At 42.2% G+C, this 22,837-nt stretch carries 23 protein-coding genes and 1 pseudogene; 20 read left to right on the top strand and 4 right to left on the bottom strand.

Annotated elements, in window-relative coordinates; translation table 11 throughout:
* Nucleotides 1-112 precede the first annotated feature (112 nt).
* A complete protein-coding gene (locus M4I42_RS11055) occupies nucleotides 113-439 on the bottom strand; it encodes a helix-turn-helix domain-containing protein (RefSeq protein WP_268852221.1) in 327 nt (108 codons plus the stop codon).
* Between the two features lie 190 nt (nucleotides 440-629).
* Here M4I42_RS11055 and M4I42_RS11050 point away from each other — a divergent pair, with 190 nt between their 5' ends.
* From M4I42_RS11050 to M4I42_RS11040, 3 genes and pseudogenes are all read left to right on the top strand, one after another.
* Nucleotides 630-1,640: an asparaginase gene (locus tag M4I42_RS11050; RefSeq protein WP_268852232.1), complete on the top strand. Its 1,011-nt coding sequence runs from the start codon at nucleotides 630-632 to the stop codon at nucleotides 1,638-1,640.
* Nucleotides 1,641-1,985, top strand: a pseudogene (locus M4I42_RS11045) (lyase family protein); the annotation flags it as partial. It lies immediately after the preceding gene.
* 1,109 nt (nucleotides 1,986-3,094) lie between these two features.
* Complete coding sequence (locus M4I42_RS11040) at nucleotides 3,095-4,132, top strand: YeiH family protein (protein WP_268852220.1); 1,038 nt, start codon at nucleotides 3,095-3,097, stop codon at nucleotides 4,130-4,132.
* 245 nt (nucleotides 4,133-4,377) lie between these two features.
* On the opposite strand, the gene M4I42_RS11035 is transcribed toward M4I42_RS11040, so the two are convergent.
* Nucleotides 4,378-5,283 (bottom strand): LysR family transcriptional regulator, encoded by a 906-nt coding sequence (locus M4I42_RS11035; RefSeq protein WP_268852219.1) that lies wholly within the window; start codon nucleotides 5,281-5,283, stop codon nucleotides 4,378-4,380.
* Nucleotides 5,284-5,443: 160 nt separating this feature from the next.
* Nucleotides 5,444-5,776, bottom strand: a complete 333-nt coding sequence (locus tag M4I42_RS11030) for a thioredoxin family protein (RefSeq protein ID WP_268852218.1) — start codon at nucleotides 5,774-5,776, stop codon at nucleotides 5,444-5,446.
* Between the two features lie 862 nt (nucleotides 5,777-6,638).
* Between M4I42_RS11030 and M4I42_RS11025 the strand changes: the two genes are divergently transcribed.
* The 12 genes from M4I42_RS11025 to M4I42_RS10970 all read left to right on the top strand — a co-directional run bounded on the left by M4I42_RS11025 (nucleotide 6,639) and on the right by M4I42_RS10970 (nucleotide 17,088).
* A complete protein-coding gene (locus M4I42_RS11025) occupies nucleotides 6,639-7,214 on the top strand; it encodes a glycerol-3-phosphate responsive antiterminator (RefSeq protein ID WP_268852217.1) in 576 nt (191 codons plus the stop codon).
* A complete protein-coding gene (locus M4I42_RS11020) occupies nucleotides 7,207-8,310 on the top strand; it encodes an ABC transporter ATP-binding protein (RefSeq protein ID WP_268852216.1) in 1,104 nt (367 codons plus the stop codon). Before M4I42_RS11025 ends, M4I42_RS11020 begins: the two co-directional genes overlap by 8 nt.
* Complete coding sequence (locus M4I42_RS11015; RefSeq protein WP_268852215.1) at nucleotides 8,282-9,160, top strand: carbohydrate ABC transporter permease; 879 nt, start codon at nucleotides 8,282-8,284, stop codon at nucleotides 9,158-9,160. Before M4I42_RS11020 ends, M4I42_RS11015 begins: the two co-directional genes overlap by 29 nt.
* Complete coding sequence (locus M4I42_RS11010; RefSeq protein WP_268852214.1) at nucleotides 9,157-9,969, top strand: carbohydrate ABC transporter permease; 813 nt, start codon at nucleotides 9,157-9,159, stop codon at nucleotides 9,967-9,969. The genes M4I42_RS11015 and M4I42_RS11010 overlap by 4 nt, the downstream gene beginning before the upstream one ends.
* A 16-nt stretch (nucleotides 9,970-9,985) precedes the next feature.
* The gene (locus M4I42_RS11005; protein ID WP_268852213.1) at nucleotides 9,986-11,314 is read left to right on the top strand and encodes an ABC transporter substrate-binding protein; all 1,329 of its coding nucleotides are present in this window, start codon (nucleotides 9,986-9,988) and stop codon (nucleotides 11,312-11,314) included.
* Nucleotides 11,315-11,377: 63 nt separating this feature from the next.
* Nucleotides 11,378-12,097, top strand: a complete 720-nt coding sequence (locus M4I42_RS11000; RefSeq protein WP_268852212.1) for a glycerophosphodiester phosphodiesterase — start codon at nucleotides 11,378-11,380, stop codon at nucleotides 12,095-12,097.
* Nucleotides 12,098-12,102: 5 nt separating this feature from the next.
* The gene (locus M4I42_RS10995; RefSeq protein WP_268852211.1) at nucleotides 12,103-12,414 is read left to right on the top strand and encodes a DMT family transporter; all 312 of its coding nucleotides are present in this window, start codon (nucleotides 12,103-12,105) and stop codon (nucleotides 12,412-12,414) included.
* A 54-nt stretch (nucleotides 12,415-12,468) separates the two neighbouring features.
* A complete protein-coding gene (locus M4I42_RS10990; RefSeq protein ID WP_268852210.1) occupies nucleotides 12,469-12,690 on the top strand; it encodes a hypothetical protein in 222 nt (73 codons plus the stop codon).
* A gap of 449 nt (nucleotides 12,691-13,139) precedes the next feature.
* Nucleotides 13,140-14,567 carry an NAD-dependent malic enzyme gene (locus M4I42_RS10985; protein ID WP_268852209.1) on the top strand — a complete coding sequence of 476 codons (1,428 nt, stop codon included), beginning with the start codon at nucleotides 13,140-13,142 and terminating at the stop codon, nucleotides 14,565-14,567.
* A gap of 60 nt (nucleotides 14,568-14,627) precedes the next feature.
* Complete coding sequence (locus tag M4I42_RS10980; protein ID WP_183255540.1) at nucleotides 14,628-14,813, top strand: hypothetical protein; 186 nt, start codon at nucleotides 14,628-14,630, stop codon at nucleotides 14,811-14,813.
* A gap of 104 nt (nucleotides 14,814-14,917) precedes the next feature.
* The gene (locus tag M4I42_RS10975) at nucleotides 14,918-16,423 is read left to right on the top strand and encodes an HD-GYP domain-containing protein (RefSeq protein WP_183255543.1); all 1,506 of its coding nucleotides are present in this window, start codon (nucleotides 14,918-14,920) and stop codon (nucleotides 16,421-16,423) included.
* Nucleotides 16,424-16,515: 92 nt separating this feature from the next.
* Nucleotides 16,516-17,088 (top strand): Uma2 family endonuclease, encoded by a 573-nt coding sequence (locus tag M4I42_RS10970; protein ID WP_268852208.1) that lies wholly within the window; start codon nucleotides 16,516-16,518, stop codon nucleotides 17,086-17,088.
* Between the two features lie 8 nt (nucleotides 17,089-17,096).
* Here the strand turns inward: M4I42_RS10970 and M4I42_RS10965 are convergent, their stop codons facing one another.
* The gene (locus M4I42_RS10965; protein WP_268852207.1) at nucleotides 17,097-17,759 is read right to left on the bottom strand and encodes a peroxiredoxin; all 663 of its coding nucleotides are present in this window, start codon (nucleotides 17,757-17,759) and stop codon (nucleotides 17,097-17,099) included.
* Nucleotides 17,760-17,908: 149 nt separating this feature from the next.
* Between M4I42_RS10965 and M4I42_RS10960 the strand changes: the two genes are divergently transcribed.
* The 5 genes from M4I42_RS10960 (at nucleotide 17,909) to M4I42_RS10940 (ending at nucleotide 22,683) form a co-directional block, all read left to right on the top strand.
* Nucleotides 17,909-18,652 (top strand): threonine/serine exporter family protein, encoded by a 744-nt coding sequence (locus M4I42_RS10960; protein ID WP_268852206.1) that lies wholly within the window; start codon nucleotides 17,909-17,911, stop codon nucleotides 18,650-18,652.
* Between the two features lie 11 nt (nucleotides 18,653-18,663).
* A complete protein-coding gene (locus M4I42_RS10955; RefSeq protein WP_268852205.1) occupies nucleotides 18,664-19,095 on the top strand; it encodes a threonine/serine exporter family protein in 432 nt (143 codons plus the stop codon).
* Nucleotides 19,096-19,475: 380 nt separating this feature from the next.
* Complete coding sequence (gene bluB, locus M4I42_RS10950) at nucleotides 19,476-20,168, top strand: 5,6-dimethylbenzimidazole synthase (RefSeq protein WP_268852204.1); 693 nt, start codon at nucleotides 19,476-19,478, stop codon at nucleotides 20,166-20,168.
* A 522-nt stretch (nucleotides 20,169-20,690) separates the two neighbouring features.
* Nucleotides 20,691-21,860 (top strand): M20 peptidase aminoacylase family protein, encoded by a 1,170-nt coding sequence (locus tag M4I42_RS10945; RefSeq protein WP_268852231.1) that lies wholly within the window; start codon nucleotides 20,691-20,693, stop codon nucleotides 21,858-21,860.
* The gene (locus M4I42_RS10940; protein ID WP_268852203.1) at nucleotides 21,835-22,683 is read left to right on the top strand and encodes a GNAT family N-acetyltransferase; all 849 of its coding nucleotides are present in this window, start codon (nucleotides 21,835-21,837) and stop codon (nucleotides 22,681-22,683) included. The genes M4I42_RS10945 and M4I42_RS10940 overlap by 26 nt, the downstream gene beginning before the upstream one ends.
* The last annotated feature ends 154 nt before the right edge of the window (nucleotides 22,684-22,837 follow it).

Raw genomic sequence — 22,837 nt, 5'->3', positions numbered from 1 at the left:
TTGCAAGGGCGGTTTTTTTAAATCCACAAAGCGGGAGATAATTAATGCCTAGTTTACTTTGTCAAGATGGCAGGTACCGAGCTAAGGCGTTTCCTCTCTACGGAAGAAACGCCTATTTTTTTGCCATCTCCCGTTTGACGCGAATGAAGGCAATGAGTTGATGAATTTCGTCTTCCGTTAAACGCTCACCGTCGACGGTAATCGGAAACGATGTGTTCGTTAGTTCAATCGTTTGTTGTTCGTCATCGACGACGCCAAGCAAGTAATCGGTCGACGTGCCAAATAACGTGGCAAGCTCTTTTACAGCTTCTAACGACGGCTGGCGATAGCCTGATTCATAACCGGCGTACGTGCTTTTGGCGATGTTTAATTGATCTGCGATATATTGCAATGACCATTTTTTCTTTTTTCTTAACTCTGACAATCGTTTTGCAATCATCGTTTTCTCTCCCTCTCACGTTCATCGCAAAATGTTCGCGAAACGAATAAAAACTCTTGTTATTTTCTTTTTTTCTGAATATAATTGAAACATAGGTTCGCGAATCGCGAACAACTTTATTTATAATGTACACTACATCACACACAAAATACAATAGATTGTTCGAATTTATCACCACGAGGTGACGATGATGAAAAACATTTTGTTATTAGCAACAGGTGGCACGATTGCATCAGTACCGAGCGAAGAAGGATTAACACCGAAGCTGACGGCGGAGCAGCTGACAAGCTACATTGCAAAGGAAAACGGGCCGTATCAGTTAGATAGCCAAATTTTAATGAACATCGACAGCACGAATATGCAGCCGGAGCATTGGCGCGAGATTGCCGAGGCGATTTATAAAAACTACGACAAATATGACGGTTTCGTCGTCACGCATGGGACGGATACGATGGCGTATACGGCAGCGGCGTTGTCATATATGTTGCAATATGTCAATAAACCAATCGTGTTGACCGGTTCGCAAGTGCCGATCGGCTTTGAAAAAACGGATGCGAAAAAAAATATACGCGATGCCCTTCGTTTTGCTTGTGAAAACATCGGCGGCGTTTTTGTCGTATTCGATGGACGGGTCATTTTAGGCACAAGAGCGGTAAAAATGCGGACGAAAAGTTACGACGCGTTTGAAAGCATTAACCATCCGTACGTCGCTTATATTCATAAAGACCGCATCGACTATCAATACGAGCTAGAAACGACGCATGAGCAGCTACAATTTGATCCGTCGCTTTGCCCCGATGTGTTTTTATTAAAACTTCATCCAGGCACGAAGCCGGAAATATTCGATTACATTCGCCATTTATATCGCGGTGTGATCATCGAAAGCTTTGGTAGCGGCGGTGTACCGTTTCAAGGGCGAAATTTGTTGCCAAAAATAAAAGAGCTCATTGATGATGGAATGGCAGTTGTCATTACGACGCAATGTTTAGAAGAAGGAGAAGATTTAACATTATATGAAGTTGGGCGGAAAGTGGCGCAAAATACGGTCATTTTATCAGGCGATATGAATACGGAAGCGATCGTGCCAAAGCTGATGTGGGCGTTAGGGAAAACAGCGAACTTGCTTGACATTAAAAAAATCATGGAAACACCAATCGCTAATGACATCACGCCAAAACAAGAAGAAAGTTGGGACGCATAAATGATGCAAACGAAAGCGGTTCGAATCGAACAAGATTTTCTCGGCGAAAAAGAAATTCCATATGGCGCTTATTACGGCATTCAGACGATGCGGGCGGTGGAAAATTTCCCGATTATCGGATATCGTCTGCATCGTGAGCTCATTCAAGCGATGGCGATCGTCAAAAAAGCAGCAGCTTTAGCGAATATGGAAACAGGACAGCTACATCCGCGTATCGGTGAAGCGATTGTGAAAGCAGCCAAAGAAATCATCGGAGGACGATGGCACGACCAGTTTATCCTCGATCCGATTCAAGGGGGCGCGGTCACGTCAATCAATATGTACAGGAACGAAGTGATCGTTCATGTTTTCTTTTTTGCTGAAATTGCTCATCTACAGTATATTGAAAAAGGAGACTGAGTTATGAATTTGTCCCGTTTCGTTATCAAGGGAAGTGTCGCCGGCGTGCTTTCTGGTATATTACTCGGTCTGTTTTTAAAAACGATTGAAATATGTTAGAACATCAAGGTATATACGCTGCTTTTAAACATCGATTATATGGTATAAACAAATGTTAAAAATGATAAAACATATTATATTTTTTTAATAAAAAATGAGGGGGTCCCAAAAGTAACGGGGCACCCTTTTTTATCACTATATATACGCGCGAAACACTTTCGTAAAACTATATATTGTATCTTCCTTGAAGAAAGACGACCTTTTGAGACAGTCTCACTTATATTAGGGATTATTAAACAATAGATAGCGTTTGCCAACGTACGTGCGATAGCTGGCACAGACATTTGTCGAAAAACTGCCAGCAAAAACGCAGTTGAATTTTTGATCATTTTATCATAGCGGTCGAGAAGACTCACACTTTGAAGCGTCGAGTAAGTGGGGATGAATCGGTCGGTTTTGGTTTGAAAAACACCTTTGAATGACAAGGGTGTTTTTCTTTTGACCATCTTTCCTCATAAATTATGGCCACTCATATTTTCTTAGATGAAGCAGGATCATTTTCGTTTGCGACAAGGAAATACTCGTCCGCTTCCGAAACGAAAAAAGTATCTCGAAAGCTCTTTTCCAAGTTCATCAGCTGCATGCTATATATATGGATGCAGTTTGGAACTTTAACGTTTTCGTCTTTTATGGAGTAATCAGTATTTTTCGACTGTCGGGTGACCGAATAACACCGCTTCCAGACAAATACATTTATCTGTGAAGCGGTTGGTTGTTCCGTCCTCGTCACTCTCGGCGTATTAAATCGCACGCACATCCCTGTTTTAGTAGTCAAGAAACCAGTTGCATGAAACGATTTGTGCTTTTACCATATGTTTTACTTATGATTATTATCCAAAATCGTTATTTCACTTATTAAAGAAATCGAGGTATTCTTAAGGAGCACTTATAAAAATAAATTCAGCGCTAGTTCTGCTTTTCGGACTACAGCTTAGTAAAAAAGAGGTGTAACATCTATGGGAAACGAAAACATAAGCTCTTTAAAAAGCCCTTCTCCACGTGGAAGTTCCAAAGGGCTTTGGCTAGGAGGTGTTGCCTTTACTTTTGCGATCGCGGCAATTGGCTTTGCGCTAGCGGCAATACCAGGGCTTGACCATTTAGGGCCGCTCGCGTGCGCGATTTTGATCGCAGTCGTGTATCGGCAAATTTTTGGATATCCAGAAGCGATTCGGCCCGGCATTCAATTTTCTACGAAACGTTTATTAAGATTTGCCATTATCCTATTTGGCTTAAAGCTTAATATTGATGTCGTGATCCATCAAGGACTAGGCCTTCTCGTCCGCGATGTGGCTGTCATTGTTTTTTCTATTTTTGTGACGGTTTGGCTTGGAAAAATATTAAAAGCAAATTCTTCGTTATCGTTATTGCTCGGAATTGGAACAGGTGTATGCGGAGCGGCTGCTATTGCTGCTGTTTCTCCGATTTTAAAAACCAAAGATGATGACACGGCCATATCTGCAGGGATTATAGCGTTTGTCGGTACTATTTTTTCTATAACTTATACGATTATTCGGCCATTTTTGCCCGGTTCTGATTTGCATTACGGAATTTGGAGCGGAATTAGTTTGCACGAAATTGCGCACGTTGCATTAGCTGGTGCTCCGGCAGGGCAGGATGCGTTGGCCCTTGCCTTGCTGGCGAAGTTAGGAAGAGTTCTTTTGCTTGTGCCGCTCAGTTTTATATTAATGTATTGGATGAGCCGAAAAAATGCCAGCCAGGAGTCGGGAGACACGAAAGTGGAATTTCCATGGTTTTTGATTGGCTTTATTCTTATGAGCTTGTTTGGCAGCTACGTTCTCGGAAAAGCGATTCCTATTTCAAAAAGTGCATTAAACGGCATTTCTTATTTCACATCATTTATTTTGACATCAGCTATGGTCGGCCTCGGCTTGAATATTAGTCTTCGCGATTTACGAACAAAAGCTTTGCGCCCTTTAATCGCCATGTCCATTACATCTGTTTTATTATCGTTTCTATCTTTCTTCATTGCTTAACTAAGCGGAAAGATCGAAAGTTTTACAGGCGTGTTGATTAAGTAATAAAAATCAGTTGAGATCGCTCTATTCCTAGCTTTTCTGCCGTAGTCGGCAAGCGATTCGCTTGCCGACTCGCAATCCGTATGGTTATGTTTTTTACAGAAAGGAAGAGTGTGAAATACAATTTCTAAATAATAGGATATAAGTCGTAACTTTAGCCAACCATTTGCCTCTTTTTGACGCTCTTATCGAATCGAGCACAATTATTGCTTTGCCAAGCTGTTTGCCGAAGTTCTATGCTTCCGTAAAATGTCCAAAAACACTTCCATCGCTTTTGTATAAAACGGGGTTTTTTGAGTGATAAAGGAAAATTGGCGAAAAAAAGGATGGTCATCAATATTTATCAGTTTCAATGTCCCGAAAGAAAGTTCTTTTTTTACTGTCCATTGCGAAAGGAATGTAATGCCTAAACCGGCTTCCACCGCTTCTTTAATCAGCTGTGTACTGCCAAATTCCATGATATCGTGCGGGAAAAAGTTATATTTTGAAAACAATTTGTCGGTTGCTTTCCTTGTTCCAGACCCCGTTTCGCGAACGATCCATGTTTCGCTGCGAAGATCATCAATAGACACCCTTTTCTTTTTTGCATACGGGTGGTTAGCAGAAGCGATAATAAACATTTGATCTTCGGCAAAAGGCTCGATATAAACATCTTTCATCTCAATGTCCATTTCGATAATCCCGACATCCAATTGATGGTTGCTCACCATTTCTACAATTTCATTCGAATTTCCGATGGTGATGGCCGGTTTAATTAACGGGTACTGTTTATGCAGCTCGGCCATAATATGGGGAAGGATATACTCGCCGTAAGTATAGCTGGCGCCGATGGACAGCGCTCCGCTAGCGCGGTTCATTAAGTCATCGATCAAATGGTTCATGCGAGTATAAAGCCCTAATATTTCTTTCGCGTGATGGTAAACAATTTCTCCAGCTTTATTAAGTTTTACGTATTTGTTGTTTCGCTCTAGCAATTTTGTTCCCATTAGGCGCTCCAATGTTTGGACATGCTGGCTCACCGCCGGCTGTGTCATGTGCAATTCTTCGGCAGCGCGAGTAAAATTTTTCTTTTCTGCCACTTTGACAAACACGTGCAATAATTGATCCAATGCGTTCCCTCCAGTCATTATTCATAATAATTATCATTAATATTATAATCATTTATTTTGCTTATATTAAAGAAGGTTGATGGGTTCATAATAAAATTAATGACAATGATAAAACTCCAGATGGTGGACAAAAACACATAAAGGCTTGTATTGTTTACAGTTACTTCGTTAAAAAATAAATTTTTTCCACTTTCTTTTTAAACTGTTCAACATGAACAAACCTTGCCTCTCGTAAAACTTCTTTTCCATCGACATATAAAATCAAAACAGGTGCGGTAAATATGGAAAGGTGCCCTGCTATGTCCGGGACATTATCGACGTTGACAAAGGCCATTTGAATCTTTGGAAATTCCTCCATAATTTTTTGCACTTTTGGTAACAATGCATGACAAACACTACAATTTGTTTTTGAGATATATAAAAATGCTAAATGATGATTGTTTACGAAATGCTCGATTTCTTCTATGGAAAATAGCTCATTTTTTGCATTCAAAGTTTATTTCGTCTCCTTCCATGTTGATTCTCAACATATTATACTATAGGAAGCTTTTCCAATTCAGGATAAACTGCTTGGAACGCCATAAACTCTGTTGTGCACACTGGTGTGAAATCAGCCATGATCCTTTATAATCGTCCAGTGAAATTTGTCCATAGTTAAAGCTTCAAATTTTGACACCGGATCGCCAATGCGCGGTAAATAATTTTGTACTTGCTCCATTTTTAAAACTCATACTTTTTTATAATAATTATAATTAAATGATCATTATCACTGTTTATACTATACAAGATCAATAAATGTACTATAAAGAATTTCCAATTTTTTGTTTCCATTTTCATCTCAACACAAGCTGAGATATAACGTGGAGAGTAATGATCCGGATATAAAATGAAAAAAACTACTGTCCGTTTTCAGTCATTTTTTTGACATATCCTTCGATTTCTTGCTTTGTCTCTTGCACTTGTTCATTGCATCCAAAACAATGCGACGATCAAAACGATATACAATTGACAAATCATTGAAGCTTTATTGTATTCGTCGTACGAGCCGACAAGGAAGCTAGGAAGAAGAGCTTGACATGTTTCATGTTGCGAAAAATGTTGCAGCTGACGCCTCCTTACGACGATGTGAAGTAGTTGATACAAGATGTCGATCAGTTGATTTGTAAACGTCATTTTACAAATATTTAAAAATAAATAAATATATCGTTTATACTCTTTTAACAAACAGTTGGTAACATGTGTAACAAAGAAGTGAATAGTTGAAGGTGGAGATGATGAGAAACCGTGAAGACAGCGTAGAGCATTTTTTCTCTATGTGTGTTCTCGGTTTCTTTTTGTTTTTAAAGGAGGTATGAATGGCGTTGTTTTTACAAGATCGGCTTATTGCGGCCATTAAGCAGCCAAAGCATATTGAACAATTTTTGCTGACGAAATGGAAAACGGCGTTTTTGCAGACAGGAACGATTAGCGTTGTCAAACGGTATGTAGATGTACTAAAAGAAAATGGGCGTTACGTGTTTATCCATGTGGAAAAAATTCCTGGCATTAGCTATGACAAGGAAGGATTGCAGTTTCTCGCAAAGTTTGTTCGTCCGCACGGGATTGTCACAACAAAAAGTACACTCGTGCAACTGGCAAAAAAAGAAGGGCTTTGGACGATTCAACGCTTGTTTTTAGTCGATACAGATGCGGTGGAGAATGGACTAAAACAAGTTTCTGAAATCACTCCCGATGCATTGGAAGTGATGCCAGGGATCGTACCGGAGATGGTTGCTAACCTTGTTCAGCGCACAAACATTCCGATTATTACAGGTGGACTCGTTCAACATCGCCACCATATTACACAGGCGCTGCAAAGCGGGGCGATCGCGGTGTCAACAGGAAATCCGACATTATGGAAAACGGTTCAGAAAGAGGGATTATATGATTGAGTTAGTTCAAATAGGAAAATCATACGACGGAAAGACGTTTGTCGTTGATGATGTAAATGTACGAATTGAAAAAGGGGAGTTTTTTGTGCTTGTCGGGCCGTCTGGATGCGGCAAAAGCACGTTGTTGAGAATGATCGCCGGACTTGAGCCGATTACGTCGGGAAGTTTGCGGATCAATGGAAAAGAAATGAACGATGTTCCGCCGAGCGAACGCAACTTGTCAATGGTGTTTCAAAATTATGCACTATACCCCCATTTAACCGTTGAGGAAAATATTACGTTCGGCTTACATACGAAAAAAATATCGAAGCAAGAGCGAAAAAAACGATGTATGGAAGCAGCCGAGATGCTTGGATTAACAGACTATTTAAAACATAAGCCTCGTCAGTTATCGGGCGGTCAGCGTCAGCGTGTTGCCTTGGCGCGTGCAATCGTTGCCCAAACGCCGATTTGTTTAATGGATGAACCGTTATCTAATTTAGATGCGAAATTGCGTGCGAAAATGCGTTTCGAAATTCGCCAATTGCAACAGCAGCTAGGCATTACAATGATTTATGTTACGCATGACCAAATGGAAGCGATGACGATGGCTGATCGCATCATGGTGATGGATGGTGGACGTGTCCAGCAAATCGGTGAACCGCTTGATGTATACAATCATCCTGCGAATATATTTGTCGCATCGTTCATCGGCTCGCCGGCAATGAACATGACAAAAGCAGATGTGTTAGAACAATCACTAATTTTTAATCGAGAAAGGATTATGCGACTAGCCCATCGGTTTCCGCTTGAAACAAAAAACATTACAATCGGTGTACGTCCAGAACATATTCGTTTGGCAAACAAAAATGATCCGTATTTTACTGTCAAAGTTGTGAATGTCGAGCGACTTGGGACAGAAACGCTCATCACGTTTGCATTAACGAAAAAGGAGCATTGGATTGCTCGTTGGAACGGACAATGTTCGGTTCGCGTAGGTGACGAAGTGCCTGTCACGATTGATGAACAACATGTGCTATTTTTTAACGAAGCTGGTGAAAGGTTATATGTGGGAGTAGGTGACGATTATGTTTCGTTCCGTGAAACAAAATTTTGAGGGGATGTTATATATTTTTCCATCTTTCCTTCTCTTTGCAATTTTCGTTTTTTATCCGATGGTGCGAACCGGTTATTTAAGTGTACATATGACCGACTTTCAAGGGAACCCAACAAACTTTGTTGGGTTGGAACACTTCCGTTATTTACTGGAAGATGTCAATTTTCAACAAAGCGTGAAGGCGACATTATTGTTTGTTTTATATACAGTCCCCCCAACCATTATTATTGCGCTTAGCTTAGCGCTACTAGCCAATGAAAAAGTCAAAGGAATTCAATTGTTTCGTACATTGTTTTCATCAACGTTAGGGATGAGCGTAGCCGCATCGTCGGTCATTTGGATGTTTATGTACAATCCAGCAATAGGTGTCATTAATCGAATCATTACAGCATTAGGGGGGGAAGAACGACAATGGTTGCTTAATCCAGACACAGCGCTTATTGCAGTTGCTGTGGCAACGGTATGGATGAATATTGGCTTTGCGTTTCTTATTTTGCTTGGAGGATTGCAAAACATTGATTCGTCTTTATATGAAAATGCGAAAATTGCTGGAGTGAGCTACATGTACCAATTGAGGCGCATTACGATTCCGCTTTTGTCGCCTACGCTCTTTTTTGTAACAACGGTATCACTTATTCACGCTTTTCAGACGTTTGGTCAAATTGACATTTTAACAAAAGGCGGGCCAATGAATGCAACAACAGTTATTGTATATTCCATTTATCGCGAAGCGTTTATTAATTATAATTTTGGTTTCGCGAGCGCTCAAGCGGTCGTCTTATTTTTCATTGTTCTTCTTGTAACGATCGTACAATTTGCCGTTGTTGAAAGGAAGGTGCATTACCAATGAGCATCTTTCGTTCGATGGTGACTTACATATTGCTAGTGATTGGCGCCGTTATTGTAATGTTTCCAATCGGTTATGCATTCATTATTAGCTTTTTAAGTGGTGCACAGTTGCTTCAAGGAGTTTTATGGCCCGATGAATGGTCGCTCCAAAATTATGTGACCGCTTTTGAAAAGGTGCCGTTGCTTCGCTATTTATGGAACAGTTTTATCGTATCGTTCATCGTTATGATTGGACAGCTCCTTGTTTCGAGTTTAGCTGCATACGCTTTTGTATTTTTGCGATTTTGGGGGCGGGATGTTCTATTTTTTATGACAATTGCCACGATGCTTATTCCGTGGGAGGCAACGGTCATACCGAACTTTTTGACCATTCAAAAATTTGGGTGGACAAATAGTTATCTCGGTTTGACTGTCCCGTTTTTCGCTCTCGCATTCGGTATTTTTTTGCTAAGGCAACATTTTAAAACGATCCCATTTGAATTGTATGAAGCTGCCCAAGTATCGGGGGTTCGCCATTTTCGCTTTTTTTGGTATGTCGTTCTGCCGCTTTCGAAAACAAGTTTAGCAACACTTGGCGTATACAGCTTTTTAACGACATGGAACATGTATTTATGGCCGCTTCTTGTGACGAATGACGAAAAAGTGCGAACCGTGCAAATTGGGTTAAAGCAAATGCAAACACAAGAAATGGCGACAGAATGGGGGGTGGTGATGGCTGCGGTTGTGATTGTAATTATGCCGACGTTGTTGTTATTGTTTATTGGTCAAAAACAACTGCAAAAAGGGCTTATGCAAGGAGCGATTAAATAAAGGGGGAGAATAGGAAATGAAAAAGCTTTCATTATTATTTAGTTTGCTGTTTTTGTTAGTTGGTTGCAGCAGCGAAAAAACTGAACAAGCAAGCGCGCAACCTTCTTCTGAAGGCAAAACGCAAAAAGGGAAAACAGAAGTTGTATTTTGGCATGCGATGGAAGGAGATTTAGGAAAAGTACTAAATGAAATTGTTCATGATTTTAACGCATCACAATCGACGATCGAAGTTAAACCAGTGTTCCAAGGAACGTATGAAGAGGCGTTGACAAAATTTAATGCGGTAGCCGGCACGAAAGATGCGCCAACGATTATGCAGACGTTCGAAGTTGGAACGAAATATATGATTGATAGTGGAAAAATTGAGCCAGTGCAAACGTTTATTGATCAAGATCATTATGACGTTTCGCAGTGGGAGAAAAATATCGTGAATTACTATACGGTGAACGGAACGATTTATTCGATGCCGTTTAACTCATCGACCCCAGTGCTTATTTACAATAAAGATGCGTTTAAAAAAGCGGGATTAGATCCAGAAAAACCGCCAATGACGTATAGCGAGTTAAAAGAAGCAGCACGAAAATTAACGAAAAACGGAAATTATGGTTTTTCGATTTTAAATTACGGATGGTTTTTTGAGCAGATGTTAGCCGTACAAGGTGGATTGTATGTAAATGAAGAGAACGGCAGAAAAGGTGAAGCGACAAAAGCTGTGTTTAATAGCGAAGAAGGATTGCGTGTTTTTAAATTAATTCAAGATATGTATAAAGAAGGAATGTTTTATAATGTCGGTCAAAACTGGGATGATATGCGTGCGGCTTTCCAATCCGGGAAAATAGCCATGTACTTAGATTCTTCGGCTGGAGTGCGTACAATTGTTGACAGTGCACCGTTTGAAGTAGGAGTATCGTATTTGCCAATTCCAGATGGCGTCGAACGGCAAGGAGTCATCATTGGTGGCGCTTCGCTATGGATGATAAAAGATGCAGATGAGGCACAGAAAAAAGCAGCATGGGAATTTATGAAATATCTCACAACTCCGGAAGTACAAGCGAAATGGCATGTCAAAACAGGGTATTTTGCCATTAATCCAGCTGCTTACGATTTACCACTTGTGAAAGAACAATGGAAAAAATATCCTCAATTAAAAGTCACAGTGAATCAGTTAAAAGAAACGAAAGCAACGCCAGCAACGCAAGGAGCACTGATTTCTGTTTTTCCACAGTCTCGCCAACGTGTCGTTAGTGCGATGGAAAGTTTGTATCAAGGTGTTGACCCGAAAGAAGCATTGGATCGAGCAGTTGCCGAAACAAATCGTGAATTAGAAATGGCGCGTAAACGATAAAAAAATGGGGGAACGGGCGGTAACGTTCGTTCTCTCTTCATTTAAACAACGGAGGGATGATGAATGAATATTTATGCTCATCGCGGATTTAGCGGGAAGTATCCAGAAAATACGATGATCGCTTTTCAACAAGCGTATGAGCTTGGGGTAGACGGGATCGAACTTGATGTACAAATGACGAAAGACGGTGAACTCGTTGTCATTCACGACGAGCGTATTGAGAGAACGACGGACGGAATTGGTTATGTGAAAGATTTTTTATATCGTCAACTTCGCTGTTTCGATGCAGGGAGCTGGTTTGATGAGCGGTTTGCTGGTGAACGTATTCCCGCTTTAGTTGAAGTGCTGGACTGGGCAAGTGAACAAAAGCGAGCGATTACATTAAACATTGAGCTGAAAAATGATACGATTCATTATCCGAATTTAGAAGAAAAAGTGTTAAAATTATTAGATGCATATACCATGCCACATCGCATTGTTCTTTCATCTTTTCGTCCATCAAGCCTTGTTCATTTAAGACAATTGAGCAATACTATTCCGCTTGCTGTTTTAGTAGAAGGGGAGAAAAGAGGAGTCAATCATGTAGCCCAATCGATTCAAGCAGAAGAAATTCATGGAGATCCAACCTTTTTATTCACCCCATATGGACAAGAAATGAGCAAATATATGGACATATGTGTGTATACGATTAACGATGCTCAATTGTTCACAAAAGTTGCCAAACAGCGAGTGAAAACGATAATGACAGATTATCCCGATCGTTTTTTTTCACATGGACGGTGATACATATGCATTGGTTATTTTTAACGGTTGCTATTTTATTTGAAGTAGCCGGAACAACCGCGATGAAATGGTCGGATGGATTAACAAAACTATTTCCGACGTTCAGTATGATCGTATGCTACGGAATTAGTTTTAGTTCATTGGCGTTAGCATTAAAAGGAATGGATGTATCGATTGCTTATGCCATTTGGTCTGGATTGGGCATAGTACTCATTTCGATTATTGGCATGTTTCTTTTCCATGAACCAATGCATGTAATGAAAGCGATCGGTATTGCTCTTATTGTTATAGGTGTAGTGATGTTAAAAAGCCTTTAGATGAATTTTTGTTAAATGTCTGACTAAATTCGATTGGAGGTTGTAGGTAAATTAGTGGCTGAACGTGATCGGAAAAATTGTTTCAGCGGATCTTTCCCAGAACGACAGGAGTGGCTCAAAAAACAATGTCTAGGATTGAAAACGGAAAAGATGTATCAACAACTGACAGTGCACCTGCCGAGAGCCGATGAAAAAAATTTCCTGAAAAGAATTGATTGTTTGTGTATGCACGTGAATGCCCAAACAGTTTTGCTGGCTGGGGTAGAAAAACTATGAACAGACCTTGGCGCGCTTTATCATTCAGCATAAATGCAGCCAGATACAATGGTCACCGTCATTACAAGTAAAAGTGAATATTTAGTAAGATACTTTGAAAGTACATTTAGAGCGTCATTGCTAAAGCAGTCATACTTTAACGGCTGCTTTTTTTACGAAAGTAACAGTGAATAATCGGTTGTTCCCACACATAGGTAGGGGGTAAAATTGATTGATAGATGTTTCTTTTCCACTCAGCAGGAATTACAGCAAATGAAGCAAATTTAAAGGAGATATGATGAAAATACTAGCCACAGTCAGCTGTGAATTTGTATAATGGCTATATCTTGCATTGCCCAAAGCGGTAGGACAAGTCAGCTCGCCTGGCCATACTGGCAGAACAACCATTTAACAATGAAACGTTTGTTCCTTGACTAACAGCAAAAGATTGAAAGAGAGGTAGATACAATATGGCAATACCAAGCGGGGCGAGCATGCATATTACAATCCGTCTTCAGTTTGCGAAACAGTTAGTGTCGTTTGGAGATATCGCAACAGCGATCGGCCAGGCGGGAGGAGATATTGTTGGAATCGACGTGATTTCTTCCAGTAAAACACATACGGTTCGCGATATTACTGTTAGTGTGTTGGATTCCAAACATTCCGATTTAGTTGTGGATACGCTGCGAAAAACACATGGAGTGAAAGTTATTAATGTATCCGATCGTACTTTCTTGATGCACATCGGCGGAAAAATTGAAGTGACATCGAAAATTCCGATCAAAACACGTGACGATTTATCGCGCGTTTATACTCCGGGAGTGGCGCGTGTATGTACAGCCATTGCCGAAGATCCGAACAAAGCGTATTCGTTAACGATTAAGCGGAATACGGTGGCGGTCGTCTCCGATGGAACAGCTGTGCTAGGATTAGGGGATATCGGGCCGCATGCCGCAATGCCTGTAATGGAAGGGAAAGCGATGCTGTTTAAGCAGTTGGCAGGTGTCGATGCGTTTCCGATTTGCTTAGATACAAAGGATACAGAAGAAATTATTCAAATTGTCAAGGCAATTGCGCCGGCGTTTGGTGGCATTAACTTAGAAGATATTTCGGCTCCGCGTTGCTTTGAAATTGAAGAGCGGTTAAAACAAGAATTGGACATTCCTGTTTTTCACGATGACCAACATGGGACGGCAGTTGTTTTGCTCGCTGGCCTTTTAAATGCGTTAAAAATCGTCGACAAAAAGATTGAAGATATTAAAGTTGTGTTAACAGGGATCGGCGCCGCTGGAATTGCGTGTACGAAAATTTTGTTGGCGGCCGGTGTGAAAAATATTATCGGCGTCGATCGCCATGGGGCGATTCATCGCGGGGTGGAATACGATAATCCGTATTGGAACGAATATGCGCAATTAACGAATCCGGAAAATATAAGCGGCACGCTTTCCGATGTCATTAAAGGAGCGGATGTGTTTATCGGTGTATCGGCGCCGGGAATTTTGAAGGTGGAAGATGTGCAGAGCATGGCGAAAGACCCGATCGTTTTTGCGATGGCTAACCCTGTTCCAGAAATTGATCCAGAGTTGGCGGAACCGTACGTCCGCGTCATGGCGACAGGCCGGTCTGATTATCCGAACCAAATTAACAACGTCCTTTGCTTTCCTGGCATTTTCCGCGGGGCGCTCGATTGCCGGGCGATTGAGATTAACGAGGAGATGAAGCTAGCAGCAGCGCAAGCGATCGCTTCGGTCGTGACGGACGAAGAGTTAAGCGAAACATATATTATCCCGAGTGTATTTAACAGCAAAGTAGCGGAAAGAGTGCGCGAAGCGGTCATTAAAGCGGCGTATCAAACCGGGGTGGCGCGCAAAGATGATATTATGTTTAAACCGGAATAAAGGAAGTGCCGAAACCTCTTGTTCGTGAGGTTTCGGCAGCTTTGATATGGGAGGGGCGTTATGCTGTTTTTGTCGCTGTTTGTTACACCGTTGGTTGGTGTGCTATGGTTTTTGAATGTCGTTTCCTTGCTCAAAAAGTTAAACGAAAACCGCGATCCTCATAACCAAATCGTGCTCGGTGCGGTTTTGACCTTTTTGTTTGTCTTTCTGTTTATCTTTCTGTTTATGTTCAATTTGACGAGTTGATGTTAATGTATCATAAGGAAAATTTGGATAAACGAAGCAAGTCCCTTTCTTACTGGGTAAAGGAGCTGGTATAATAAAGAAAAGAGAGAAAGGAGCTGATGCAGGTGACGACGTATAAACGGACATTGCTTTATCTTTTTAGAAACTATATGATCGGTTCGCTCATTGCCGTTGTTGGGGTAGGAAGTACGTTCATGACAATGACGCTTGACGTGATGAAAAGCGATTTATATTTACTGCTTTTTGTGCAATTTTTTTCGTTAATTATTATGTTTATCTTTGAATACCGTGCCTTTCAAAAAGATATTTCCCCGATTCGAAATCTGTTTTTTTCCCCTCATTTCAGCGAACAGCAATTTTACTTCGCCCTCGTGCAAGCGAAGCGGTTTCCTCTTCTGACGGTTCGGCGTATTTTCATTCCCCATTTTCTCGGTCTGTCAGTCCCAGCCGTTGTCATGACAACAGTCTTGATTTACAAAAGGATGTTGGATATTCCTTATGTCTATATACTATACGCGCTGCTAGGCGCATTTTTAATCGCCAGCCTTCATGCGGTACTTGAATTTTTTCTTACCGTTCAGGCGATGAAACCGCTCATCCGGGAAATCATTCAAATCGGAAGACAAAATGGTTGGACAGAAGCAGTTGGAGCGACGAATGCCGTCTATGTGCCGATCAAGCTTCAACTTCAATTAAGCGTCTTATTTATCGGGACGTTTCCAATTATACTATTCGTTTTGGCAAGCGAAGTCAAAACGACGCTTTCTACCGCCGATTTTGGCTGGGTATTTATGGTGTTATGTATATCGGTTGCCTTCTCTTTCTTTGCGGCGCACATTTTAGCGAAGGAAATTGAAAGCCCCATTCAAGAGTTGTATAAAAGTATGAAAGGCGTTCAGGTGGAATCGTTTGAAATGATTTACGATAACGTCTATATTGACGAGTTTTCTGAGTTAACAAACGGCTTTAACCATATGGTGGAAGCGATTTTGGGGCGGGAAGAGAAAAACAAACAGTTGCTTGACAGCTTTATTACCGTCATGGTGACGGCTCTGGATGCGAGAGATGCGTATACGGCAGGCCATTCGCTCCGGGTGGCTACTTACTCATTAGAGATCGGTAAACGCCTTCGCCTTCCGGAAGAGCAGCTGCAAAAACTGTATAAATCTGCCATTCTTCATGACATCGGAAAAATTGGCATTCCAGATGCGGTGTTGTTGAAAGATGGAAGGTTAACGAATGAAGAATTTGCGTGGATCAAAAAACATCCTGTGCTTGGTGAAAATATTTTACGGCAAGTGCAGCCGATCGAAGAAGTGAAAGATTTGCTTCCAGGAATTCGTTCGCATCATGAGAGAATCGATGGAAAAGGATATCCGGATGGTTTACAAGGTGAACAAATTCCGTTGTTCGGTCGCATTATTGCGGTGGCGGATGCGTTTGATGCGATGACGTCCGACCGTACGTACAGGAAAGGGATGAACGTCGAAAAAGCCGTGTCGATTTTGCTAGGCGGAAAAGGAACGCAATGGGATGCGGAAATGGTTGATCATTTTGTCGATTATTTAAAAGAGCAACATTCTCACATTTATCCGGAGCGGGTAGGGTGAATAGCGAACAGTGGAAAAGCTGTTCGCTATTCATATCGCTCTTCCATTCATCGTTGTGATATAATGAATAAAAACAAACGGAGTGAAGCGAAATGAAAACTCCAGAGTTTCAGCATAAAAGCTATACGTATAAAAATTATGTAGAGTGGGATGGACAATGGGAGTTGATTGATGGCGTTCCTTACAGCATGGCCCCTTCGCCTTCTTTTACTCATCAGGCTATTGTCGGGGAATTGTATGCGGCTTTACGGCCGTTTTTTCAAAATCAAGGCTGCGCGGTCGTTCTCGCTCCGTTTGATGTAAGGCTGGATGAAGGCTTTCACTACGAAAACGCTAAACATGTCGTGCAGCCAGATCTCTTCGTTGTTTGCGACAAACAGAAAATTACCGAAAAAAGTTGCGATGGCCCACCTGATTTAACGGTTGAAGTGCTATCTCCTAGCACGGCGTTAAAAGACAGAAATGAAAAATACAACCTGTATCAACAGTTTCAAGTAAAAGAATATTGGGTTGTAGATCCTGTCCACCGAACGATTGAAGTATATGGCTGGGAGGACGGTTCGTATAAAAACAGAGAAGTATTCGGGGAACAAGATGTATTGATTTCGTTCTTATATCCGGAGCTGAAATTAAACCTTTCGGAAATTTTTCGGGAGCTATGGTAGCGGAGGCGCTACCATAACTTTTTGTAACAAAACCACCAATCTAAACATTGCACGTGTCCTTGTTTTTGTTGTTCGTATCGTTCTTTTATTTTGGCAACGGTATCAGCAGGAGGAACGATAACATGGCTGCCGATGAGATGGTTGTTTGGCCAATTTTCCGGCGTGGCGACGCCGTACAGATGAGCCGTTTGCAACGCGTGCACCGAGCGCCAAATTTCCCCAATATTCCGCCCGACTTCTTGCGGATAATAAAGCATTTGTTTAATCACCCCATTCTCATCCACAACGAATACTCCTCGCACAGGCCGCGTTCCTTTATCCGGATCGATCATTCCTAACGTTCGGGCCAGCTTGCCTAATGGATCGGCAATGACCGGAAACGTGATCTCGACTCCCGTTTTTTCCTTTATCCATTCGATCCATTTCAAATGAGAAAACACTTGGTCGACGGATAAGCCAATCAGCTCGGTGTTCAGTTTACGAAACGAGTCTTTCCATTGCTCAAACGCGATAAACTCGGTCGTGCACACAGGTGTGAAATCGCTAGGATGGCTAAATAAAATAAACCAGCGGCCGCGATAATCTGTCGGCAACGTTTTCGCACCAAGCGTCGTATGGACCGTTACTTCTGGAAAGCGATCGCCAATTTTAAGAGATTTGCCGTTTTCCATGTTGTTGCCCTCCTTGTCACGTGAAAGCATGCATCATAGTATATTCAGAAACATCGGTATTTGCCCAACATAAATTTGCCAAACCGCTTTTTCTTATGTTCTGTCGTGGTATACTAATTGTGAAGCAATTGGATTGGAGAGAGTGGTTGATGGGTGAAATCCATAAAGTCGCCGATGTTTGTTTGTTGGCGGGGAAAATTATGTTGCAAAGCGGAGCGGAAACGTATCGCGTGGAAGACACGATGATGCGAATTGCCGCGGCGTTTGGCATGCCGCATTCGCATAGCTATGTGACGCCGACGGGAATTATTTTTGCCATTGACGGATCAGGACCAGCGAAATTGATCCGCATCGTTGAGCGATCGACCGATTTGCAAAAGGTAACGATTGTCAACAGCATTTCCCGGCAAATCAGCAGCGGAGAGCTGTCGCTTGCAGAAGCGCATGAACGGTTGAAGCAACTGGAGGGAAAGAATCTGGCTTATCCGTTTTGGATGCAAGTTGCCGCATCAGCAATTGCGAGCGGTTGTTTTGTCATTATGTTTCAAGGAAAGTGGAGCGACTTTTTACCTGCATTTGTGTCTGGAGGAATCGGCTTTTACGGATTAGATTACGTCCATCGTTTAGTAAAACTCAAATTTTTCGCCGAATTTTTTGCGTCATTTCTCGCAGGAATTGTAGCGATGTTGCTCGTTGCCATCGGTGTTGGCAACGATATTGATAAAATTATTATCGGGTCGGTGATGCCGTTAGTGCCGGGAATGTTAATCACGAATGCCGTGCGCGATTTGATGGCGGGGCATTTAGTGGCGGGGCTGTCAAAAGGAGCGGAAGCGTTTTTAACGGCGTTTGCGATCGGAACGGGTATGGCTGTTATTTTTGCGATGTATTAGGAGAGGAAGATATGCTGATTGAGCAGCTTGTAACGAGTTTCATTGCTTCGGCCGCCTTTGGTCTCATTTTTAATGTTCCGAAAAAATTGCTCGCGCATTGTGGACTTGTTGGGATGAGCGGCTGGTTCATTTATATTTTGTTTGTTCAATATGATATGGATTCTATCTTCGCAACGTTTGTAGCCGCATTTTTTGTGGCGGTTGTGAGCCAAGTGTTAGCAAGGATGTACAAAACGCCGATGACGATTTTTAGCGTTTCCGGCATCATTCCGCTCGTTCCGGGGGGATTGGCGTATGAAGCGATGCGCCATGTTGTTGTGAACGACTACAATATGGCGATCCAGCTGGCGGCAAAAGCGTTTATGATCTCTGGAGCGATTGCGATGGGTCTCATTTTTTCAGAAGTCATAAACCAAATGATGAAAACTTGGGCTTCACGGTAGAAGTTTGAGTTTTGGACAGTAACGGTAGACACGTTTCATTAATAAAGCGCTCCGACATTCGTGACTTGAGCCATGAGAAGAGAGAATTTGCTTTCAGCTTGAAACAAAATATGACAGGTGACACAGGCACCTGTCGTTTTTTAAAAGAATAAGAAAATATAAATTTTGGGCTCCCGCGGTTAGGATGGGAGCTGTCTAGCTCCAAGCGCCATCGGTGTGATGCGCTCCGCCCCACACTGCGGCCGCAGCCTCCTCGGTGGGGCTTGTGCGATCTTCGCCGATAGGAGGGCGCTTTGCGCTTTTCTTATAGGTTTTACCGTTTGTCGTTCTTTTGGTATAGTAGTATCGGAAATTTCACGTGATGAGAGGGGGTGGAAACTGTGAATCGTCTTTCAAAGGAAGAAAAAATGGGGGTATATAAAGCGATTTATAATCGCCGAGATATTAGAACGTTTTTAAAAAATCCTATTCCTATAGAAAAACTAAAAAATATATTGCTAGCAGCCCATCATGCACCTTCCGTTGGGTTTATGCAGCCCTGGAATTTTATTTTAATAACAGAAGATCACATAAAGGAGCAATTAGCGCAAATTGTAGAAAAGGAGCGGCGTGCGTTAGCCATTCATTATGAAGGTACAGATCGGGATTTGAAATTTCTTGAATTAAAAATAGCCGGCATTACTGAAGCACCTTTAACGATCTGTGTAACGTGTGATCCGTTCCGGGGTGGTGATCATGTATTAGGAAGAAATTCAATTCCTGAAACAGATATTATGTCTGTTAGTTGTGCAATTCAAAACATGTGGTTAGCGGCATATGCAGAAGGTTTAGCAATGGGATGGGTGAGCTTTTATAAAAAAGCGGATGTTCGAAGAATTCTTCAAATCCCGTATCATATTGATCCAGTTGCCCTAATTTCCATCGGTTATACCGAAAATTATCCGGAAAGACCGATACTTGAAATGAAAAACTGGGAAACACGTAAAGAATTACAACAATTAGTATTTGATAATACATGGGGAAAAGAAACAGATATGTTATTGAACATAGATGAAACAAATGTAACTGTATAAAAGCCTTGATGTAACAATCAAAATGGCGTATCAAACTGTTTGTCAGTTTGTACGCCATTTCATGTATCCATTCAATTTTGCACCTCAAAAGGTTTTTGTACTACTTGAAACATTTTTTTGAATATTATAATATATTCAACAACTATTTATTGTATGCCATTATAACGGGGAGAGAGAAAGTCAACTACCCCCACTTAGCTAACGCTTGAAGTGGGGGCCTGCAACTCCCCAGAAGTGCGAACGGACTTTGTCCTCCTTCCTTGACTTGGGGTTGCATCAGGGGCAGGTTGACGACTACCCAACGACACAGGTCATGTCTATATCGCTACCGAGTGGCTCGGCATGTCTGTAGGCAGTACTTGACTTCCACGCACAACAGACGGATGTACGCTCGATGTTTTACGGTTGCAACGTCTCCTGCAACCAACTCCCTACATCGAGTAACGGGGATTGGAGTGTCTTGATACAACGATTTTCTCCACATTCTTATTATTATACAAAAGAAAGGAATCGCCAAAGATGATGAAAAACGCGCTGGAGAGTATACAAAAAGAATTATTGGAAGTGTTTGACCATCTTCATCAACATCCCGAAATCAGTTGGGAAGAATTCAAAACAACCGAGTTTTTAAAACAGCAATTAATTCAGGAAGGATATCGGGTTCAGACGTTTTCCGATTGCACCGGAGTTGTCGGCGAAATCGGAAGCGGTTCTTTTACTGTTGCCTTACGTGCCGATATGGATGCCCTTTGGCAAGAAGTGAACGGAAAATGGAAAGCGAACCATGCGTGCGGCCACGATGCCCATATGACGATGGCATTAGGGGTTGTGAAATTGTTCAACCGCATTGGTTATCGCCCGCCGGGAAAATTAAAAATTTTGTTTCAACCGGCGGAAGAAACGGGAACAGGTGCATTGAAAATGATCGAAAAAGGAGTCGTCGATGACGTTGATTTTTTATATGGCGTGCATTTGCGACCGATTCAAGAATTAAGAAGCGGCTATGCTTCTCCGGCGATTTTACACGGAGCGGCTCAATTGATCGAAGGAGAAATTAAAGGAGTGGCGGCACATGCTGCCAGACCGCATCTCGGCGTCAACACCATTGAAGTTGGCAGCGCGCTTGTGCAAGAATTAGGAAAAATTCACGTCGATCCGCAAGTGCCGGCATCGATTAAAATGACGCGGTTTCATGCGGGGGAGAAAAGCGCCAACATCATTCCAGAACACGCAACCTTTACTCTTGACTTGCGGGCACAAACGAATGAAGTCATGGAGCAATTAGTCGATCGTTTACAAAATGTAGCAAAAGGCGTTTCGATGATTTATGGGGCGGAGATTGCCTTGCAGCAAGGTGTTCGCATCGTGGCAGCTCAAGTGCATCCGGAGGCGCAGCACATCATGGAACGGGCGATTATGGAAACGATTGGAGCAGAAAAATGTGCTCCACCCGTTGTGACATCAGGAGGAGAAGATTTTCATTTTTATTCGGTCATGAAGCCGTCATTGAAAACGACGATGCTCGGTCTCGGCTGCGATTTAACGCCGGGATTGCATCATCCGCAGATGACGTTTCGCCGCGAAGATTTACTGATCGGCATTGAAATATTGGCAAAGACTGTGATCGAAACATTTCGCTACGCACAGTCGCAAGGGGAGGAAAACGTTGGACATTTTGCTACGAAAAATTGATACAATTGAAGAGCTGCAAAAAATGGCTCAGCTAGAACAACATGTATGGAAAGCAAGCCCGACTCCGATTCACCAAACGTTAACGGTGGCGAAAAACGGCGGAATCGTGATCGGGGCATATGTCGCCGAGAGAATGGTCGGATTTGTCTATAGCTTTCCGGGATACAAAAACGGCGAAGTGTATTTGTGTTCTCATATGCTCGGAATTGATGAAGCGTTTCGCAACCGCGGGATCGGGTATATGTTAAAAAAGGCACAAGCGGAGGAAGCGATGAAGGCGGGGTACCGGAACATTCGCTGGACGTACGATCCGCTTGAGAGCCGCAACGGCTATTTAAACATCGTCAAACTTGGAGCCATTTGTTCGGAGTATATCGAAAATTGTTACGGGGAAATGAACGATGCGCTCAATAAGCGATTGCCGTCTGACCGGTTTTATGTCGAATGGCACATTGGCAGCGCTTATTTAGAGGAGCGGCATCGGATGTTTTCACAAATTCATCGATCACCGGAAGCGGAAGTGCTTGATTGGAAAGAGCGGGCAAACGGTGAACCGGAGGCCGTTTTTCTAGCAAAAGAGTGGGAATCATTTTATGATCAACCGGTTTTGTTCGTCCCTATCCCGCTTTACTTTCAGCAGTTAAAAGAGAAAGATCATGAGTTAGCATTAGACTGGCGCTACAAAACGCGCGAAGTATTTACTCGGTTGTTTCAAGCAGGCTGGGCAGTTGCTCATGTGCTGCGAAACGAAAACGAGCCTGTTCAATACTACGTTTTAATCAAGCGAGATAAGTTGCCATTGTGTCAACTACCCACCACTTAAAGCCTTGGGCTTTTGAAGTGGGGGCTTGTAAAAAGTCCTAGTTGACTACCCCAAGTCTTTCGAGGACTACGTTGGTTGGGTCATGACACCTACGAATGCTCCTCTAGTTCGTAGCCACTGTCGTTGATGGTTAAAAGTCCTGATGGGTAGGGAT

It is taken from the genome of Anoxybacillus sp. J5B_2022, from assembly GCF_026847645.1.
In the GTDB taxonomy this organism is placed as follows: Bacteria; Bacillota; Bacilli; order Bacillales; family Anoxybacillaceae; genus Anoxybacteroides.
This window is presented reverse-complemented; position numbering and strand designations above follow the sequence as displayed.

What these genes read in the sequence shown, in the direction of transcription:
- M4I42_RS11055 (WP_268852221.1), bottom strand. Translation starts at nt 439, where the DNA reads ATGATTGCAAAACGATTGTCAGAGTTAAGAAAAAAGAAAAAATGGTCA.
- M4I42_RS11050 (WP_268852232.1), top strand. Translation starts at nt 630, where the DNA reads ATGAAAAACATTTTGTTATTAGCAACAGGTGGCACGATTGCATCAGTA.
- M4I42_RS11040 (WP_268852220.1), top strand. Translation starts at nt 3,095, where the DNA reads ATGGGAAACGAAAACATAAGCTCTTTAAAAAGCCCTTCTCCACGTGGA.
- M4I42_RS11025 (WP_268852217.1), top strand. Translation starts at nt 6,639, where the DNA reads ATGGCGTTGTTTTTACAAGATCGGCTTATTGCGGCCATTAAGCAGCCA.
- M4I42_RS11020 (WP_268852216.1), top strand. Translation starts at nt 7,207, where the DNA reads ATGATTGAGTTAGTTCAAATAGGAAAATCATACGACGGAAAGACGTTT.
- M4I42_RS11015 (WP_268852215.1), top strand. Translation starts at nt 8,282, where the DNA reads ATGTTTCGTTCCGTGAAACAAAATTTTGAGGGGATGTTATATATTTTT.
- M4I42_RS11010 (WP_268852214.1), top strand. Translation starts at nt 9,157, where the DNA reads ATGAGCATCTTTCGTTCGATGGTGACTTACATATTGCTAGTGATTGGC.
- M4I42_RS11005 (WP_268852213.1), top strand. Translation starts at nt 9,986, where the DNA reads ATGAAAAAGCTTTCATTATTATTTAGTTTGCTGTTTTTGTTAGTTGGT.
- M4I42_RS11000 (WP_268852212.1), top strand. Translation starts at nt 11,378, where the DNA reads ATGAATATTTATGCTCATCGCGGATTTAGCGGGAAGTATCCAGAAAAT.
- M4I42_RS10995 (WP_268852211.1), top strand. Translation starts at nt 12,103, where the DNA reads ATGCATTGGTTATTTTTAACGGTTGCTATTTTATTTGAAGTAGCCGGA.
- M4I42_RS10985 (WP_268852209.1), top strand. Translation starts at nt 13,140, where the DNA reads ATGGCAATACCAAGCGGGGCGAGCATGCATATTACAATCCGTCTTCAG.
- M4I42_RS10980 (WP_183255540.1), top strand. Translation starts at nt 14,628, where the DNA reads ATGCTGTTTTTGTCGCTGTTTGTTACACCGTTGGTTGGTGTGCTATGG.
- M4I42_RS10970 (WP_268852208.1), top strand. Translation starts at nt 16,516, where the DNA reads ATGAAAACTCCAGAGTTTCAGCATAAAAGCTATACGTATAAAAATTAT.
- M4I42_RS10965 (WP_268852207.1), bottom strand. Translation starts at nt 17,759, where the DNA reads ATGGAAAACGGCAAATCTCTTAAAATTGGCGATCGCTTTCCAGAAGTA.
- M4I42_RS10960 (WP_268852206.1), top strand. Translation starts at nt 17,909, where the DNA reads ATGGGTGAAATCCATAAAGTCGCCGATGTTTGTTTGTTGGCGGGGAAA.
- M4I42_RS10955 (WP_268852205.1), top strand. Translation starts at nt 18,664, where the DNA reads ATGCTGATTGAGCAGCTTGTAACGAGTTTCATTGCTTCGGCCGCCTTT.
- M4I42_RS10945 (WP_268852231.1), top strand. Translation starts at nt 20,691, where the DNA reads ATGAAAAACGCGCTGGAGAGTATACAAAAAGAATTATTGGAAGTGTTT.